The sequence below is a fragment of the Alphaproteobacteria bacterium genome (assembly GCA_015062495.1).
GTDB lineage: Bacteria > Pseudomonadota > Alphaproteobacteria > Rs-D84 > Rs-D84 > Enterousia.
In genome coordinates this window covers 264,233-281,929 of sequence record SUUN01000001.1, presented here as the reverse complement: position 1 = coordinate 281,929, position 17,697 = coordinate 264,233, and the positions used below count along the sequence as shown (strand labels likewise).

The 17,697-nt window shown below is 45.9% G+C and carries 18 protein-coding genes; 11 read left to right on the top strand and 7 right to left on the bottom strand.

Annotated elements, in window-relative coordinates; translation table 11 throughout:
- Window positions 1-6: 6 nt before the first annotated feature.
- On the bottom strand, window positions 7-243 hold the full coding sequence (locus E7008_01360; GenBank protein MBE6456574.1) for a hypothetical protein: 237 nt from the start codon (window positions 241-243) through the stop codon (window positions 7-9).
- Between the two features lie 115 nt (window positions 244-358).
- Window positions 359-1,123, bottom strand: coding sequence for a hypothetical protein (locus E7008_01355; protein ID MBE6456573.1), 765 nt, complete (start codon window positions 1,121-1,123; stop codon window positions 359-361).
- Between the two features lie 133 nt (window positions 1,124-1,256).
- Between E7008_01355 and E7008_01350 the strand changes: the two genes are divergently transcribed.
- From E7008_01350 to E7008_01335, 4 genes are read left to right on the top strand one after another with little or no spacing between them, the layout of a single operon-like run.
- On the top strand, window positions 1,257-1,979 hold the full coding sequence (locus E7008_01350; protein ID MBE6456572.1) for a hypothetical protein: 723 nt from the start codon (window positions 1,257-1,259) through the stop codon (window positions 1,977-1,979).
- Between the two features lie 41 nt (window positions 1,980-2,020).
- Window positions 2,021-2,767 (top strand): GNAT family N-acetyltransferase, encoded by a 747-nt coding sequence (locus tag E7008_01345; GenBank protein ID MBE6456571.1) that lies wholly within the window; start codon window positions 2,021-2,023, stop codon window positions 2,765-2,767.
- A gap of 5 nt (window positions 2,768-2,772) precedes the next feature.
- Window positions 2,773-3,633: a hypothetical protein gene (locus tag E7008_01340; GenBank protein ID MBE6456570.1), complete on the top strand. Its 861-nt coding sequence runs from the start codon at window positions 2,773-2,775 to the stop codon at window positions 3,631-3,633.
- A 13-nt stretch (window positions 3,634-3,646) separates the two neighbouring features.
- On the top strand, window positions 3,647-4,252 hold the full coding sequence (locus E7008_01335; protein ID MBE6456569.1) for a helix-turn-helix domain-containing protein: 606 nt from the start codon (window positions 3,647-3,649) through the stop codon (window positions 4,250-4,252).
- Window position 4,253: 1 nt separating this feature from the next.
- Here E7008_01335 and E7008_01330 read toward each other — a convergent pair whose 3' ends face one another.
- Complete coding sequence (locus E7008_01330) at window positions 4,254-5,774, bottom strand: ATP-binding protein (protein ID MBE6456568.1); 1,521 nt, start codon at window positions 5,772-5,774, stop codon at window positions 4,254-4,256.
- A 71-nt stretch (window positions 5,775-5,845) separates the two neighbouring features.
- Between E7008_01330 and lepB the strand changes: the two genes are divergently transcribed.
- From lepB to secG, 3 genes are read left to right on the top strand one after another with little or no spacing between them, the layout of a single operon-like run.
- Window positions 5,846-6,724 carry a signal peptidase I gene (gene lepB, locus E7008_01325; protein ID MBE6456567.1) on the top strand — a complete coding sequence of 293 codons (879 nt, stop codon included), beginning with the start codon at window positions 5,846-5,848 and terminating at the stop codon, window positions 6,722-6,724.
- Between the two features lies 1 nt (window position 6,725).
- The gene (rnc, locus tag E7008_01320) at window positions 6,726-7,373 is read left to right on the top strand and encodes a ribonuclease III (GenBank protein ID MBE6456566.1); all 648 of its coding nucleotides are present in this window, start codon (window positions 6,726-6,728) and stop codon (window positions 7,371-7,373) included.
- A 33-nt stretch (window positions 7,374-7,406) separates the two neighbouring features.
- Window positions 7,407-7,733: a preprotein translocase subunit SecG gene (gene secG / locus E7008_01315; protein ID MBE6456565.1), complete on the top strand. Its 327-nt coding sequence runs from the start codon at window positions 7,407-7,409 to the stop codon at window positions 7,731-7,733.
- Window positions 7,734-7,760: 27 nt separating this feature from the next.
- Here secG and ligA read toward each other — a convergent pair whose 3' ends face one another.
- Both ligA and E7008_01305 read right to left on the bottom strand, forming a co-directional pair.
- Window positions 7,761-9,749, bottom strand: coding sequence for an NAD-dependent DNA ligase LigA (gene ligA / locus E7008_01310; protein MBE6456564.1), 1,989 nt, complete (start codon window positions 9,747-9,749; stop codon window positions 7,761-7,763).
- 51 nt (window positions 9,750-9,800) lie between these two features.
- Window positions 9,801-10,469 carry a porin family protein gene (locus E7008_01305; GenBank protein ID MBE6456563.1) on the bottom strand — a complete coding sequence of 223 codons (669 nt, stop codon included), beginning with the start codon at window positions 10,467-10,469 and terminating at the stop codon, window positions 9,801-9,803.
- Between the two features lie 48 nt (window positions 10,470-10,517).
- On the opposite strand from E7008_01305, the gene E7008_01300 reads away from it, so the two are divergent.
- Window positions 10,518-12,317 (top strand): hypothetical protein, encoded by a 1,800-nt coding sequence (locus E7008_01300; GenBank protein MBE6456562.1) that lies wholly within the window; start codon window positions 10,518-10,520, stop codon window positions 12,315-12,317.
- An 88-nt stretch (window positions 12,318-12,405) separates the two neighbouring features.
- Here E7008_01300 and E7008_01295 read toward each other — a convergent pair.
- A protein-coding gene (locus E7008_01295; protein ID MBE6456561.1) for a peptide chain release factor 2 occupies window positions 12,406-13,474 on the bottom strand; the annotation gives its coding sequence in 2 pieces (ribosomal slippage) (window positions 12,406-13,407 and window positions 13,409-13,474; 1,068 coding nt in all).
- A 96-nt stretch (window positions 13,475-13,570) separates the two neighbouring features.
- On the opposite strand from E7008_01295, the gene E7008_01290 reads away from it, so the two are divergent.
- Window positions 13,571-14,818, top strand: coding sequence for a hypothetical protein (locus tag E7008_01290; protein ID MBE6456560.1), 1,248 nt, complete (start codon window positions 13,571-13,573; stop codon window positions 14,816-14,818).
- A 194-nt stretch (window positions 14,819-15,012) separates the two neighbouring features.
- Window positions 15,013-15,285, top strand: a complete 273-nt coding sequence (locus tag E7008_01285; GenBank protein ID MBE6456559.1) for an HU family DNA-binding protein — start codon at window positions 15,013-15,015, stop codon at window positions 15,283-15,285.
- A gap of 44 nt (window positions 15,286-15,329) precedes the next feature.
- Here the strand turns inward: E7008_01285 and E7008_01280 are convergent, their stop codons facing one another.
- Entirely contained in the window at window positions 15,330-16,211 is an 882-nt protein-coding gene (locus tag E7008_01280) for a glycosyl transferase (GenBank protein ID MBE6456558.1), read from the bottom strand.
- Between the two features lie 263 nt (window positions 16,212-16,474).
- Between E7008_01280 and E7008_01275 the strand changes: the two genes are divergently transcribed.
- Complete coding sequence (locus E7008_01275; protein ID MBE6456557.1) at window positions 16,475-17,671, top strand: N-acetylmuramoyl-L-alanine amidase; 1,197 nt, start codon at window positions 16,475-16,477, stop codon at window positions 17,669-17,671.
- The last annotated feature ends 26 nt before the right edge of the window (window positions 17,672-17,697 follow it).

Sequence of the window (17,697 nt, the reverse complement as noted above, 5' to 3'; positions counted from 1 at the left end):
GTGGTATTATTTTTTCTTAGGCGCTGATTTTTTTGCGACCTTCGCGGGTGCTTTTTTTGCAGGTGTTGCCTTGTATTCCTTGTACAGTGCCATAATGCATGTATATGCCAACAGTGCAGACACCGCGGTAATCAATCCCGGAATCAATCCATCGGAAAATACTGCAAACAACAGAATTGCCGCAACCAGTACAACTGTATAACCTAAATTTTTGGACAGCACGCCTAACAGTTTATCAAACATTGAATTTCCCCCTTGTAATTGTTTGGATATGCACACTATACACATGTTTTTCAGATATTTCCACGAAAAAATACCACCGCTTTCACGGTGGTATTAATCGGGGGAAACTTTATACCTACAAAACTACATGTCCGCCCAGGCGCGCTGTCTTTGGAATTGGTCCAAATGATGAACGCGGACTTACATAAATATTGCCAGTGATGACAAAATCGCCACAGAACTGTAACATATTGACATCGCGCAGGAATAAATTCCCATTAATACGAATATCACACGGCAGTGTGTATTTACGCATATTTTGCAGATACAAATTACCGTTAACCTGTGACGCGTTTTTCAGCATCGTGCCCGCACCACGACTGTCGATGATTACATCGCCCCAAAATGTATTGTTGCGCGTTGCGGTCTGTTGCTGTGCGATTTTAACTTCGCTACGTTTTACCGGCACAACATTGACCGGTTGATTTACCTTTTTATTTGTCTGGGCATTAACCTTGATTGGCAACACCGGGCGTGGTTTTACATTGCGTGGCGCGGCGGCATCTGTAACGACGATCTGTTCGGCAGTCTGCGACTGCTTTGCGACAATCACAACTTGCTTGCGACATCCAACCACATCGATAATCAGCATTGAAAACAGCACGATAATCGCCACCAACAATGCCAAATTAACCATTGCAACTAAATTGATTCCGCACAGCCAATTCCAAAACCGCTTGCATAATTTAGCAATCATACGAAATGGCCAACAAATTATATTCCACGCGCGCGCCCAAAATCCGTTGCGTTTTGTGTTTTTGCGCGACGTTTTCTTCTTGGTGTCTTTCTTCTTTGCCTTGACACGACGTGCGGCAAATTTCATTTTCAGTTTATCAAACATTATGTGCCCCCTTGGCTGATTGTTTAATTCTTTATCCCAAAAATAGTATTTGTCAATACATTTGTCAAGTCTTTTTGTCAAAACTTTTATGTTTTGACCTTTATCTTAATATGATGTAAAATACGTGCATTAAATGAGGAAGTGGGGCATTTTATCTTTATTGTTGTCTGGATGTGCGCCTGTGTGGCATGCGCCATCTGATTTTATATACGCGCCAATTGTTTCGGGCGAATACACACTTGCCACGTACCAGCGTTTATCTGACAACACATCCCCCATCCATATTTATATCGAAGGCGACGGAAATTCATTTGACGCACGTGGTATTCCAACGTCTGATCCAACGCCAAACGGAACGTTGGTACGCGACATGGCGTCACGTGACACGTCCCCAAATGTGGCATATATTGCCCGCCCGTGCCAGTATATTATGTCGGCATCATGTTCCCGTACAGATTGGACAAACGGCCGTTTTTCGGATAAAATCATCGATTCTGTATCTGGCGCGGTCAAAACAATTGCCCAAAAGCGTCCTATTGTCCTGATTGGTTATTCGGGTGGTGCGATGGTATCTGGTATAATAATAAACCAGACCCCAGAACTGAATGTTATCCGGTGGATAACAATTGCTGGCGTTTTGAATCATTCAGAATGGACTGCGTATTTTAATGATATGCCCCTGTCAAAATCATTGGATATGACCGCATTGCCCACCGTCCCCCAGGTACACTATATTATTGCCGGCGATCGCGTTGTTCCAAATTCACTTTCGCGCAGATGGGTCGCTGATGAAAACATCGTTGTGATACCAAACGCAAAGCACGACAAAATCCCAGATATAAATTTAAGTTTTTAATCATATTGACAAAACAAAGTATTTGTATTATATATTAAGGTATGAGCGACATACGTATCATTCCAATATTTGACCAAAGTGTCCCAGGAATCTGGGATGATTTTTTGCATATTCGTGCGGCGTCGATGGAATTTAACTATAATTACGAACTGGAATCAGACGAACTGGCACGTGCTTTGTCGGAATATAAACAGGAATTTAAGTCTAAGTCCTATAATTTTGCATTTGGTGCATATGATGACGCCAAAATGGTTGGTTTTATTCGTGGATATGGCGCGCGGAATGTGGCAACCATTAAATGTCTGTATGTCTTGCCATCACACCAGCGCCAACATATCGGTCATAATTTATTATTGTCGGCCGAACACAGCATTGCGCCCGCCTATAAAAACATAGAACTAATATCATTGTGGCATGCTGAAAATTTTTACAAGGCGCATAAATATACCAGTATATATGGTGCAAACACCTATGCCAAAAAAATAGAACTGCCACATTGTGCAGATGTCGCATTGTTTGGTTTTCCGGCACGTATTGCGCGTATGTGCGCACCATTGTCGCATGGATTGGACATTTCTGCATTGATTGTGCCACACGCACCGTTATTTGCGTATTTTAACGTAGATGCCACCGCCGAAGGTTTGCTGGTTGGCGTTGCACACCGTGATAAACCCGTGTTATTACAGACCCAGAACGATCATCCAAATGATTGGGCACGCCTGTCGTTAACGCGCACATTTAATAATTATCGTGCAAATATTGCACAACTGAACGAACGGGGGCGTTAACGAAAATGGCCCAGAAATTATCATTTGGTTTAATGGACATACCCATGTCGTGCAGTTTATTTATGGAACCTGCGCTGGAACTTCATAAACAATACACGTCGCCAATATCTACATTTGCCACAGAATATATCCACGAATGGAATATCGCCTTGTTAGACGTTATGAATATGTCATGTATGAAGCGTCACTTGGGCCAGGTTGGTCAAAAGATTATCAATGGTTCAATTCGCAGCACGGAATATTTATCCCGTTGTGTCGAAGGTGCAACCAACGTTCCAATGCATTCGTTGCATTACGCATTGCGTTTTTCAGAAAGTGCCCGCTTTTTATCAGACAAGGTTGCCGGCAACACCACGCACAGTTTCGTTGATTTAGGGGCAGGGCTGTCGCCACTGGCGGCCGCCATTCAAACAGAATACAATATGCCGGGCGCATATATTATTGATGAACCTGAAATCATGGATGCCTATGTTCGTACGGCTGAATTGGTTGGCGGTCGTATCCCGATGCCAATCACCTGGGACAATGCCAAAGAAATGTCCATGCAACACACACTGGATACAGTTATCGCAATGGGCGTATTGCATTATATGCCATTGGACGAACAGATTAAGCGCATGCAGTTTATAAATTCGCACGTTCCCAATTTCATGCTTGAAATTAAATATAACACCGGCAACGCCAAAAATGACAATGCGTTTGATTTGCACCAACTGCAATCACTGCGATTGCAGGTGGGCAATACCCAGACCCTGGAAACTACGATGATTCAGAATTCCCTGCGATATCTGTCGCGTTTTATTCATGCGATGCCAAACCGTCGTTATTTCCTGGAAAAAAGTCGTTCACTGTTTCTAAGTCGATAATGGGGGATACACAATGGCGTATACGTATGCAGAAAAATGTGCAATTTTAGAATACGCGCGCGACAATGGTACAATTGCCGCCGCCCGTCACTTTGGTGTGTCTTCATCAACGGTTATACGTTGGAATCGTAAATATCAGATATACGAAACCCAAACAATGCGCGTGTTTTCAGTGGAACAAAAAATCGCAATCCTGGAATACGCAAACGCGCATGGCCTGACTAATGCGATGAATCATTATGACATAGATACCGCAACGCTTCAAAAATGGAACGAAAAACTGCACATCTATAATCAGCACGGCCCAAAACGCACCAACACGATAAACAAATTACCCGTCCGTGTGTCTGAAACGGAAAAGATTGCGGTTCTGAAATACGCGCGTGAATTTGGCCCATCTGCTGCGGCGCGTGAATATAATATCGCCGCATCTACAATCCGCCTGTGGAATAATACATACCACATATATGAAACGCGCAAACATCGTACATTTTCACCAGAACAAAAACGTGAAATCATTGACTGTGCCAACACAGACGGTATCGCGGCTGCCGCCCGCAAATATAATGTTATCGGTTCTCAGATTCAGGACTGGATTAACCACACAAACCAAAAATAGATTATAATTTTACGCCATACTTACCGCGATTAATTGGGCGGTATGACAAAGCCTCGGCTAAATCTGGCATTTCTATGTCGTCTGCGCCACGTAAATCAGCAATTGTTCGTGCCAGTCGCTTTATACGATTGTATCCACGTGCCGACATTCCCATTTTTTCGGCTGCTGTATTTAAAAATGTTGTCAGTTCTGGCGTTAATGCGGCATATTGTTCCAGTGCTGGCCCGTCCAGGTGCGCGTTAACGCAACCCTGGCGTGTATTTTGACGTTCGCGTGCGGCAACAACGCGTTTGCGAATGTCTGCGCTGGATTCACGTGGCGTATTATCTGTTGTCATTTCCCACGGTTTAACGGCATCAACATCCACATGTAAATCGATTCTGTCCAACAGTGGGCCTGAAATCTTGTTCTGATACGCTTCGGCACATCGTGGCGCGCGCGAACATGACAACGCTGCATTCCCCAGATGTCCGCACGGACACGGATTCATTGCAGCGATTAATTGAAAACGCGCCGGATATGTTGCATTACGCTTTGCGCGTGAAATCAGAATTCGCCCCGATTCCATCGGCTGGCGCAGGATTTCCAATGTTGCGCGGTTAAATTCGGGCAATTCGTCCAGAAACAGCACCCCATTATGTGCCAATGATATTTCACCTGGTCGCGCATCCGAACCGCCGCCGGCCAACGCGACTGGACTGGATGTGTGATGAACACTGCGAAATGGTCGCGTTGACATTAATCCCCGTGTCCCCAGTTCCCCTGCGATTGAATAAATGGTTGATGTTTCCAGAATCTCGTGTGCGGTCATTTCAGGCATAATCGTCGGCAACCGTGATGCCAGCATTGTTTTTCCCGATCCCGGCGGCCCCACCATCAGCATCGCATGCCCACCGGCGGCCGCAATTTCCAATGCGCGTTTTGCCGCCGCCTGGCCATGTACATCCGCCATATCCAGCGTGGAATCCTGTGCCCCCGTCGGCGCGGTTAGTTCAGGCACAGGCAAAATCTGTGTTCCCTTGAAATGGTTAATCAGTTGCATAACATGAAATGGTGCCAGTATATTTTCGTGCCCCGCCCATCGTGCCTGTGCGCCCTGGTCGCCGGGACATATAATCCCCAGACCGCGCGAATTTGCCCATACGGATGCCGGCAACACTGCATCGGTTTTAACAATCGCACCGTTCAGCCCCACTTCGCCCAAAATCACATATTTTTCCAGTTCATTTTCGGGCAAAACGCCAATTGCACACAAAATTCCGCACAATATCGGTAAATCAAAGTGTGAACCACTTTTTTCCACATCTGCAGGCGACAAATTCACCGTCAACCGTTTTGGTGGCAACGACAGGTTCATTGCCGACAACACATTACGAATACGTTCGGCTGATTCTTTGACCGCGCGGTCGGCCAACCCGATAATGTTAAATTCCGGCTTTGACAGTCCCGCCGACAATTGCACCTGGACATCGATTGGTGTCGCATCCATTCCATTAAATATGATTGAATTCAAAGATATCATGCTTTGCATATTATAACTTGAATTAACTTTGCGCAAGTTTTAATATACTCACGATAACCAAAGGATTATATATGCCTGCCAAGAATAAAAATGCTGCCCGTGAATGGTTTAATACGATTTTTTATGGGGCGTTGATTGCGATTGTTTTCCGCAGTTTTCTGCTTGAACCATTTAACATTCCGTCTGGGTCGATGATACCGACACTGCACGTTGGCGACCATATTTTCGTAGAAAAATGGGCATATGGTTATTCGCGTTATTCGTTCCCATTTGGTTCTTGGAAAATGTGGGACGGCCGTTTCTGGGCCACAGAACCTGAAATCGGCGACGTTATAGTATTCCGTAATCCCATTAATGAACACCAGGATTACGTCAAACGTCTGATTGGCAAACCTGGCGATAAAATTCAGATGATTGATGGTCGTCTGCATATCAATGGCACGATTGTTCCGCGTGAAAATCCGCGTCCATATATTGTTGCTGTGTTGCCTAAGTCTATGCGTTCGGTCGGATACTATCGCGACAACATGTCGATTAAGGGTAATAAAATCTGGGTTGATAATAAACCGGCTGAATTTAATTACACGATTGAGTACAAGCCTGATGATTTTTGCCACATGTACAACGGCGCGTGCGGTGTATTTAATGCGACCGAATATACAGAAACGCTGCCGAACGGTGTTTCGCACAGTATAATTGAAATGGCGGACAATGCCTATTTTGATAACACAGAATTATTTGTTGTGCCTGAAAACCATTACTTCTTTATGGGTGATAATCGCGACAACAGTGGCGACAGCCGCGGTGACGTTGGTTTTGTGCCCCGCGATAATGTTTTGGGTGATGTTTGGTTTATCTGGTACTCGCACAATTATTATGCGCCTATGTTGGCCGTTTGGAACTGGGGCAACAAAATGCGTTGGGACAGATTTGGTATGGGGATAGATTAAAATGAAAGAACTAGGATACGAATTCAAGAATAAATCACTGTTGGATTTGGCTTTAACACAAAGTGGTGTAAATTCGATACACAATAACGAACGATTGGAATTTATTGGCGACCGTGTATTGGGGTTGTCTGTTGCAGATTTGCTGATGGAAATGTATCCATGTGAAAACGAAGGCGAATTGGCGCGTCGTCACGCGCAATTGGTGTCGACCGAAACACTTGGTTCAATGGCGCGCAGTCTGAACCTGCACCAGCGTGTACGTCATGGTCATATGACTGCGGGGCGCACAAAACACATGTTGGCCAACGCGATGGAGGCTATATTCGGCGCAATCTATATTGACGGTGGGTTTGATGCCGCGTGTGCTGTGATTGCGAATTTGTGGCGCGAACTGGCCGCCCGCGACATTGTTGCCCCAAAAGATCCTAAAACAGAATTGCAAGAATTGGTTCAAAAAACCGCCAAGGGCCAATTGCCTTTATACGAATACGGAATCGGACACGGCGAATCCCACAATCCGATTTTCCACGTTCGTGTGACGGCATTGGGACAATTTGCAATCGCGTCTGGTGATTCTAAAAAGGCGGCCAGTACCGCCGCCGCGGCCGAATTATTGAAAATGCTTGCAAAAACCAATGGCGCGAATTAAAATCAACGCAAACAACAAACATAAGGGTAAGAAATGTTTTCTATTTTATTGGTATTATTAATTATCGTTGCAGTTATGATGATTGGCCTGATTTTATTACAAAAATCCGAAGGGTCTGGCATGTCTGGTTCTTCTGCGGCATCGATGTTTGGTGGCGCGTTAACTGGCGCGGCGGCGGGTAATTTCTTGACGCGTGCGACGGCATGGTTGGCGACGATATTCTTTGTTTTGTGTGCTGCGTTGGCACTTGTGTCGGCAAAATCGGATATGTCCGCACCACAAAGTGATTTGCGCAACGAAATTGTGCACCAGGAATCCGCGCCCCAACCACAATCTGAACCAACACCAATATCCGAATAACAAACCCGCCATTTGGCGGGTTTTTACTTATTGTTCGATTGCTTTTTCAAAGTCATCTTCGCCCCAAATTGTTATTCCCAATTCCTGGGCCTTTTGTAGTTTGCTGCCTGCGTCTGCGCCGGCCAGGACGATGTCTGTTTTTGCAGAAACACTGCCTGCGACCTTTGCGCCCATGCGTTCCAGTATTTCACGCGCCGCGTCCCGTGTATATCTTGACAGTGTCCCCGTCAACACTACGCGTTTGCCTGCCAATGGACCATCTGCCACCGGCGCATTAATATCTGCATCACGCACGCGCACCTGATGTAATAATCTGTCCAGTGCCCCTGCGTTATGTTCGTCGGCAAAAAATGACACGATTTCATCCGCCATAACATCGCCAATGCCATCAATGTTTTTCAGTTTCCACGCCGGTGCGCCACGCACCGCGTCCAACGAACCAAACGCGCGTGCCAAAATCTTGGCGGTAACTTCGCCCACTTCGGGTATGCCAATTGCGAACAGAAACCTGTGTAAATCAATGTCGCGCGCATTTTCAATGGATGTATTCAAATTAGAAACCGATTTATCCCCAAAACCATCCATACGTCTGATTTCATCAGCATGATTTTGGATTAACGTAAATATATCTGCAGGTTCGCGTATCCATCCGCGGGAAACAAAGTTTTCCAATTGTTTTGTCCCCAGTCCATCAATATCAAACCGCTTGCGCCCGACAAAGTGTTCCAGTTCGCCAATCAACTGTGCCGGACACCCCAGTGTATTAACACATCGGCGCGCCACCATCCCAGATTCCTGGACAACATTTCCGCCACACACAGGGCAGGTTGCCGGGAATTCAAATTCCGCTGCATCCGGATTGGATTCAGCCACACCGACAATTTGCGGAATAACGTCACCCGCACGTTGAACAATAACCTTGTCGCCAATCCGTACCCCCAGACGCGCAATTTCATCTGCATTATGCAGTGTCGCACGTGATACAACAACGCCCCCAATATTAATCGGTTCTAATTCCGCGACCGGTGTTAAAACGCCTGTGCGCCCAACCTGAATTGTTATATCGCGCAGTGTGGTTATCGCGCGGGCAGCCGGGAATTTGTATGCCACTTCCCACCGTGGGCTGTTTGCGCGACTGCCCATTCGTTCTTGGGTTGCGATATCATTAACTTTTAATACCAATCCGTCAATATCAAACGGAATGTCTGGACGAATTAACATAGTGTTATTATAGGCGTCCTGAATTTCATTCAACGTGCGCGCATAGTGCGCCCACGCGCGTGTGGTCTTGAATCCCCATGATTCCAGCCGGTCAAAGTATTCAGATTGTGTTGCGAAATCACGATTTGAAATTTCGCCGTATGTGTACGCAAACGCGCTTAGTTTGCGTGTTGCGGTTATTGCCGGATTTAACTGTCGCAACGAACCCGCCGCCGCATTGCGTGGATTCGCAAATTGTTTTTCTGATTCAGCATTCAGTGCGATAAAGTCCGCGCGCTTCATATAAACTTCGCCACGAACTTCGACCACGTCTGGGAATACGCCGGACAATTTTTGTGGAATATCTGGAATTGTTTTCAAGTTTTCTGTGATATCTTCGCCTTCGACCCCGCTACCGCGTGTCAGTCCACGCACCAACACCCCGTTTTCATATCGTGCGGCATATGAAACCCCGTCAACTTTCAGTTCAATGAATAAATCCTGACTGCTCAATTTATTGAACCAATCCGCCACTTCGCCTTCGTTAAACACATCTGAAATCGACAGCATTGGCACACTGTGCCTATATGATTTAAATTTATCAGACACCGCCGCCCCAACATGTGTCGACGCGCCACCCGCCGCCAGTTCTGGATACATTTTTTCAATTTCCAGCGCGCGTTTCTTTGCCGCGTCGTATGTGGCGTCGTCAACGATTGGTGCGTCATTTTGATGATACGCCGTATCCCATTCGCCTAATTTTTTTAACAGTTCCGCGTGTTCAGATAAAATAAATAAATCGGGTATGTTTTTCATACCCGAATTATAGAAAATTTGTATTTCCAATACAACGGAAAAAGAATCCGATTACATCCCAAATTTATATACCGCCCCGAAATAGAATTCGGTCGCATCAACATCTGTGGTGGCAAATTCTGCGCCGTGTAATTCGTGTTCTACCTCGCCATAGTACTGGTATTTTATCCCCAGGTTTAAATCCACCCGTTCGTTTAACGCAAAGTTAACACCAATCATTGCGCTGAATGACAAATCAAACACAGAATCAGACATATGTCCGCCCGGCGCACCTACGTCGCCCCAAATGCTGGCAAAACCAATCCCCAGTCCTGCATACGGCGCAATTGCCCCCGCGTATTCCTGGAACAGGTATACATTGAACATATTCGCCCAAATATCAAAGTCAAAATCGTTGCCGCGTTTCACCTGGCTTGCACCGGTGTACATTGTTTCAAATTCAACCTTGACATGGTCGCTTAATCGATTGCCAACAACCGCCCCGAAACCCCAGTTGTCTTTGCGTAATGTTGTGTCGCCACCACCACTCACATCATATTTAAACGCGATGCTTTCGTTTTTATGCAACCGAATACCAACATAGTTGTCACGACGAACCGTCGCCACGTTCGTGGCCGTATAATCATATCCGTCATCCCAGTATTCTTCGGCGCATGCCGGCACAGCCGTTAAAACCGCCAAAATAAATGCTAATTTTTTCATATTTCCCAATCCTTTCATTCTGTGCTAAGATTATAAATATAAACTTTTGCAAAACGCAAGTTGTTTATGCTAATATTCCTGTACCAGGGGGAAATGTTGCCACGTAAATCTGAAAAAAAGATTAATTGTGAACGTCCGACGCCGTCGCTAAAACGGCGATTGTTGGTATGGTGTTTAAATTTATTCTTGTTGGGATGTGTGGCGATTGCTGGCTATGTTTCGGTGATATACCTGCGTATGCCGTCGTTGGACGCAATACTGCACGAAACGCGCGATGCGGCGGTTGTGTTTTTGGATAAAGACGGTCATGAAATCCGCAGTGCTAATCGTATTATGGGCACGCCTGTATCGGTCGAAACATTGCCCCCACATGTATGGCAGGCGATTGTCGCAATCGAAGATAAACGATTTTTTCAACATGGCCCAATTGATATCCGTGGCATAACACGCGCGGTATTTGGCAATTTGGCGTCTGGTCGCATGGCGTCGGGTGGTTCAACCATCACCCAACAAACGGCCAAGAATATATTTTTATCGCGCGAAAAAAAGATTTCCCGCAAAGTCCAAGAATTAATCTTGTCATATTGGTTGGAAAATCGTTTTAACAAAAATCAGATTTTGGATTTATATATGAACCGTGTGTCTTTGGTTGGTGGTTTGCGTGGTATTGATGCTGCGTCGCGTGCTATGTTCGGTGTGCCGGCAACCGGGTTATCAATCGGGCAATCGGCCCAGATCGCCGCTATGTTAAAAGCACCCACCACGTACAGCCCCCTGCGTAATCCTGAAAAAAATATCGCGCGCGCCCGCACGGTTTTAACCCAAATGGTACACCAGGGCTACATCACAATAAACCAGGCCCGTGCCGCCGCCCAGTCATTAAAACCTGCAACTGGCGCGATTGATACAAACCTGTATCGTTATTGGACTGACTTTGTAATGGATGAATTAAAATCGACAATCGGGACATTTGATTCAGACATGTATGTCCATACCACCCTGGATATGAAGTTACAGGACCACATTGCCGCGATTTTGCCATCCCGCGCCACCCCGCACCAGGCCGCTGTTGTTGCCATGAATCCCGATGGTGCAATTCGTGCAATGTCAGGCGGAACAGATTATCAGCACAGCCAGTTTAATCGTGCCACATCCCCACGTCAACCGGGCAGTACGTTTAAACCTGTGGTCTATCTGGTTGCGCTTGAAAACGGATTGTTGCCGGACAGTTATGTTAATGATTCCCCATTTGCAATTGGCGATTACAACCCAAAAAATTATAACGAACGATATTATGGCGATATTACATTGGCGACCGCATTCGCAAAAAGTGTTAATTCCGTTCCGTTAAAGTTGACCGAATTATATGGTATTGATTCGGTGTTGTCTATGGCGGGGCGTTTGGGTGTTGGTACGAAATTGCGTCGCGAATATTCAACGGTCCTGGGTGCGTCGGAAATGAGTTTGCTGGATTTAACAAAGATCTATGCGGTTATCTGGAACAAAGGTCAATCTGTGCGACCTTATTCGATTACGAAAATCACAGACATGTCTGGCAACATAATCTATGAACGCAATCCATCCGACCCGATTACTATATTACAGCCCCACACGGTCGCATCAATGACGGCATTATTGGCGGATGTAATTGCGCCGGGTGGCACGGGCGGTCGCGCCCGCGCAGACGGTGTTTTGGGTGGTAAAACCGGCACCAGTAATGAAAATCGCGACGCATGGTTTGTTGGCGCAACGCGTGAATTGATTATTGGTATCTGGATGGGCAACGACGACTTTGCCCCCATGGATTCTAAAATCACAGGTGGCACAATCCCGGCGGAAATATTTCGTGAAATAGTGACTAAATAAAAATCCCCCACCTGGGGGATTCCTATTTTTCTCATATCTCATGTCTCATATCTCATGTCTCAAAAAATCCCGCAAAATGCGGGATTTTTTATTGCTGTAAACTTGCCAACATAAAATCGTCTAAATCGCCATCCAGTACGGCGTCGGAATCGGTCTTTTCAACACCCGTCCGCACATCTTTTACCAACTGATACGGATACAGGACATAGTTTCGAATCTGGCTGCCCCACTCAATTTTTTTCTGGGCGGCCTTGGCGGCATCTTCGGCCTCGGCGCGTTTTTGCATTTCCAGTTCATACAACTTGCTGCGCAGCATCTTCATCGCCATTTCTTTGTTCTGAATCTGGCTGCGTTCGTTTTGACATGTTACAACAGTATTGGTTGGTATATGGGTAATGCGAACCGCGCTGTCAGTTTTGTTAACGTGCTGGCCACCTGCGCCCGATGCGCGATATGTATCGATACGTAAATCCTTGTCGTTAATTTCGATTTCGATTGTATCATCAATATCCGGCCAAACATCAACAGACGCGAAACTGGTCTGTCGTTTTCCGTTCGCATTAAATGGGGAAATACGTACCAGTCTGTGTACGCCAATCTCGTTCTTTAACCATCCATACGCCCGTTCACCAGATATACGATAAGTGATATTTTTAATTCCGGCTGTATCGCCTTCGTGTTCTTCGATAACTTCGGTTGTAAATCCGTGCCGTTCGGCCCAGCGTGCATACATTCGGGACATCATCTGGGCCCAGTCTTGTGCCTCCGTCCCGCCTGCGCCGGCCTGGATAAACAAAAACGCCCCGTTTCCATCGGCAGGTTCACGAAACAGGGTAATAAACTTTGCCCGGTGCGCCATATCGCCCAGTTTTTCGATTGCGCCCAACACATCCGCATCATCTGGTGCTATTTCGTACAACTCGCGCAGTGTCGCATATTCTGATTCCATGTGAACCAGTTCGTCCAACGTCTTTTCCAAACCGGATTTCTTTTGTAAAATTGCCCGTGCATTATCTGGATTATTCCACAGTTCCGGGTCGTTTGCCTGAATATTCAGTTCGTCAATCTGTGATTGTAATTTTTCGGGGTCAAAGAAACCCCCTGACGGCAGAAATGTCGTCGTGGATTTGCGATAAAACTTCTGTTGCTATAATCATAACACATATCATATCAGTTAATTTTTCTAAATCAAATGAATGTTTGCCTTTTGCAAACGGTTGTGATAAAATGAACGCAACGAGAGGGATTTTACCATGAAGCATTTTCTGTGTGTTTTTGGCTTGGTTGGCGCATGTTTGTTGGCAAACGGCGCATTTGCGGTATCTGCCGGTACGGTTGGCGCATCGGATCGCAATCGCGGTCTGGCGATTCAGACCCCAACGTCATCGGGTGGTCTGCGTGGTAACGCGGGCATTGCGAATACCTATAAAATGAACCAACGTAACAATTATTTCATGGTGACCCAGCCTGATGTTGATACGGCCTGTCGGGAAAAGATTTTCAAATGCCTGTCGGATTATTGCGGTGACGTCACCGTCGTCCCTGGCCAGCGTGAATCAAAGTGCCAGTATGCAACGGAAAGCGAATTGTACAATTATGCATTGTTGTGTCTGCAACGTGATACGGAAATTTTATTGCCCCAGTATGGCGCAAACACAAAAAATTCCACCGGTGGCATGAATACGGCTGCGCGTCTGTGCCCGTCATATGTGCAACAGGAATTAATGTCATATCTGTCGATGTCAAATATGGCGACCCAGTTGTCAAAATCTAATTCCGACCTGTGTATTCAGCGTCGCCAGGAACTAGAAGCCGCGATGTCATGTCATTCTGTCGCGCTTGCCTATGGTAACGAAACGTCCAGTATGCTAACCACACAATTGACCGATTATTGTGGCGCAGGTGTCCCGGGGGGCAGTGCGGAAATGGTTACCCGCTTTGCCAATGCCGGTAATGTTGGTGCAAACATTTGGGGCTGGGCCGAAAAAATCGTCAGTCTGGATTTAAACAAAAAGGGCGAAGATTGGCAGGCTGCCGTTGACGCAGTCTTGGCGGGCTATACAAATCGCATGAATCTGGCGTGTGGCGATAATATGCAGTTGAACACAGTATCGCATGGTACAGATTCGTCCCAGCCAACGGCCCTGCAAACGGTTGCGGCCCTGGCGGTAAACGCTGCATTCCCAACAACGGATCAAAGAATCGAAAATCCATATGAAAATCAGTCAATTTGGATGGAGGTTCGATCCCTCAGCGATGAAATCTATACATTCGATCGCGCGTTTCAGATTATAAATGCGGCAATGTCGTTGCCATCAACGACCCAGAACGCATTCTTGACCAGTGCCCAGATTGACAATATGAAAACGGCATACACCCGCGGGACCAAGGTATTTGTACTGCGTGACAGTGCGCGCTGTTTTGTTGTTCCGGTTGCGCAAATGACCGATGCCGAAGAATCGTTGGTGTCGCAATCATTTGCAAACTGTCTAAGTAAATAATAAGTTGCTAATCGAACCGCCAATCGGCGGTTTTTTTAAACCAGAATTTGTCAACATTGCAAAAATCTGGGATTTTTTAATTATTGACTTGACTTAAAGCGCGGAATTCTCTACGATTCGGACAAGCAGTACAAGGAATGTCCATTGGAACTGCGGGACACCTTATAATAAAATTCTATGAAAGGAGAAACAACATGAACAAACAGCAATTGATTGAAGCAATCGCAAACGAAGTTGACGTTACCAAGGCAACTGCCGCTGCATGCTTGGATGCATTCATCAACACAGTTACAAAAGTTTTGAAAAAGAAAGGCGAAGTTCGCTTGGTTGGTTTTGGTACATTTGCAACTGCAAAACGCAAAGCAACAACAGGCCGCAATCCTCAGACTGGTGCTGCTATCAAAATCCCAGCTTCTACCCAGCCTAAATTCAAACCAGGTAAAGCATTGAAAGAAGCTTTGAACTAAATCGTTTCGATTTATAATAAAAATCCCGCCGATTGGCGGGATTTTTAAATTGAACCGAAATATTTTTTTACTTTATTTCTATATTTTTTCGACGGAATAAACACAGACACAACCTTGCATCCCGGTATCATAACATTGCGTATGAACCAATTGTTTGGAATTTTTCGTTCTGTCTGTCCGCGCAGCCACCGTACACCGCCGTATTTTGGGTGTCCCTTGTGCCGCGAGACAATTTTAATCATCGCCATTTCAATTGGGTTTACATATTTTATCTTTTTTTCTGGGAATCCGTACGCGCGCCCACACAGCAGATATTTTTTATCTATTAAATATGCATTCAGGTGCGATTCATCATCAACGCGTGCAATAATGTCGTTATCTAAATCGATTTGGATATTCTTTTTCAGTTTTCTGCACATTTCCAGAAACGCTTCACTTGTCCCGCCGTTAAATGCGCCACAGACATAGTGTTTTCCCTTGCCGTATGGTACGTATGCGGTTGATTCTGGTCTGCGTTCGTATCCGAATGCGTCTGGATTGCCTGACAACACGTCGCCACGGCGTCCCGGGTGACTGCCCGCGACCAATCCGTCGTGCCATTCGCGTGGTGTAATTTCGGCTAAATCCACAGGATTTACAAATTCCATATTTGCATTAAAGAAATAGATATAATCAAATTCTTTCAGTTCTTTTTCGCGTTGCAAAAACATTTCAAACCGCAACAGTGTATCATATGGCCATCCCTTTTTCTGGGCGTGTATAACATGTACATTTTTTGCGTCTGAATAATCAAAGACATTATTGTCGGTCCATATAAAGTATTCCTTTTCACATGGCCCCAGGTATTTTTCGCATGATTCATAGAACCCTTTCCAGAAAGATACATATCGCCCCAGTGCAATATATAAAACGGCAACTTTTTTCATATAAAACTCCTATTTTACATCAGGAATAGGAGTCGGGAAGTTCGATAAGTCAGATAACTTTGACCTTGTGGTTTTTAGATGCTCTTAACGCACCCTGTTGTATGGCCACAACTTCCCGACTTTTATGTCGGGACGGTTGGTTAAAACAAATTTTTGTTAGTTATCTGGGGTATCGATGCCCAACTGCTAACTGACACTTACATTTTATCGGAATTAATTCCCATACGCAACCATATATTCCTGAAACGGGCTTGAAGAATACTGTGAATTTTGATATAATAGAATCTATGAAAATCACCCGCAGAAATTTATTAAAGTTGACTGGTTTTTCAATTATGGCAACGGCATTGTTGCCACGTATGGCGTTTGCTGCGCGCAATTCTTTGCGTTCCTTGCGCACTGGGATTCAGCCCGGCGATAAAACACGCCTGGTGATTGAAACATCCGCACGTCCGTCGTATTCGCTGTCATATCCTGCGGGCCAGTTGGTCGTAAATATTGCGAACGCCACCACAAATATGTCTGTATCGCCAAAACTGGCATCGGGCGGCCTGGTAAAATCCATTGCCCAGGTGCAAAATGGTGACGCCCTGCAAATTGTTGCCACTTTAAAACAGTCAATCGCCCAAATTCCTAAGGCATCGATTCTGGTCCTTGAACCGAATGGCGATAATGATTATCGTCTGGTGCTGGATTTTGTCGCAGGTGCAACGAACGCGCCGTCTGAACCGCCCCAGTACACAACGTCGTCTGCGGCGACAACCACTGCGATTACTGCATCGCGCAAATATGTGATTGTTGTTGATGCCGGCCACGGGGGCAAAGATCCTGGCTGTATCGGCAAAGGTGGCACTCGTGAAAAAGACATTGTGCTATCAGTTGCGAAAAAATTAAAAAACAAACTGGACGCGAACGGCTTTAAAACATACCTGACACGCAGTGGTGACACATATTTAAAATTGGCTGAACGTGCCAGCATTGCCGAAAAGCGCAAGGCTGACCTGTTTATATCCCTGCACGCCAACGCAAACCCCAGCCGCAAGATGAAGGGTTTTTCAATCTATACCCTGTCGGAAAAGGCATCGGATGAAGAGGCGAAAAAACTGGCCGAGGCTGAAAACGCCGCCGACAAAATCGGGGTGTCTGGATTCACCGAATTCGAAGAAAACATCCGCATTGCCTTGTCTTCGTTGCAACAACACGCCGTCGCGGAAATGAGTGAAGAATACGCCACCGGCTGTGCCAAATCGTTCAAGCGTGCATCCATTGAACAACAGCCCGGTCCTGACGTACGTCATGCGCCATTTGCGGTTTTGCGTTCAACTGTTCCAGGGGCGTTACTGGAATTGGGGCATCTGTCCAACGCGGCCGAAGAAAAATTGTTAAAAACATCCGCACACCAGGACAAATTGGTCAACGCCATCGTCAAATCGGTAAAAAATTACAATTTCGAAGTTTAAAAAACACGCCCCGTTTGGGGCGCATC

Bases quoted from the DNA above. Each gene is read 5' to 3' on its own strand.
- E7008_01360 (MBE6456574.1), bottom strand. From the start codon at position 243: ATGTTTGATAAACTGTTAGGCGTGCTGTCCAAAAATTTAGGTTATACA.
- E7008_01355 (MBE6456573.1), bottom strand. From the start codon at position 1,123: ATGTTTGATAAACTGAAAATGAAATTTGCCGCACGTCGTGTCAAGGCA.
- E7008_01350 (MBE6456572.1), top strand. From the start codon at position 1,257: ATGAGGAAGTGGGGCATTTTATCTTTATTGTTGTCTGGATGTGCGCCT.
- E7008_01345 (MBE6456571.1), top strand. From the start codon at position 2,021: ATGAGCGACATACGTATCATTCCAATATTTGACCAAAGTGTCCCAGGA.
- E7008_01340 (MBE6456570.1), top strand. From the start codon at position 2,773: ATGGCCCAGAAATTATCATTTGGTTTAATGGACATACCCATGTCGTGC.
- E7008_01335 (MBE6456569.1), top strand. From the start codon at position 3,647: ATGGCGTATACGTATGCAGAAAAATGTGCAATTTTAGAATACGCGCGC.
- E7008_01330 (MBE6456568.1), bottom strand. From the start codon at position 5,774: ATGATATCTTTGAATTCAATCATATTTAATGGAATGGATGCGACACCA.
- lepB (MBE6456567.1), top strand. From the start codon at position 5,846: ATGCCTGCCAAGAATAAAAATGCTGCCCGTGAATGGTTTAATACGATT.
- rnc (MBE6456566.1), top strand. From the start codon at position 6,726: ATGAAAGAACTAGGATACGAATTCAAGAATAAATCACTGTTGGATTTG.
- secG (MBE6456565.1), top strand. From the start codon at position 7,407: ATGTTTTCTATTTTATTGGTATTATTAATTATCGTTGCAGTTATGATG.
- ligA (MBE6456564.1), bottom strand. From the start codon at position 9,749: ATGAAAAACATACCCGATTTATTTATTTTATCTGAACACGCGGAACTG.
- E7008_01305 (MBE6456563.1), bottom strand. From the start codon at position 10,469: ATGAAAGGATTGGGAAATATGAAAAAATTAGCATTTATTTTGGCGGTT.
- E7008_01300 (MBE6456562.1), top strand. From the start codon at position 10,518: ATGCTAATATTCCTGTACCAGGGGGAAATGTTGCCACGTAAATCTGAA.
- E7008_01290 (MBE6456560.1), top strand. From the start codon at position 13,571: ATGAAGCATTTTCTGTGTGTTTTTGGCTTGGTTGGCGCATGTTTGTTG.
- E7008_01285 (MBE6456559.1), top strand. From the start codon at position 15,013: ATGAACAAACAGCAATTGATTGAAGCAATCGCAAACGAAGTTGACGTT.
- E7008_01280 (MBE6456558.1), bottom strand. From the start codon at position 16,211: ATGAAAAAAGTTGCCGTTTTATATATTGCACTGGGGCGATATGTATCT.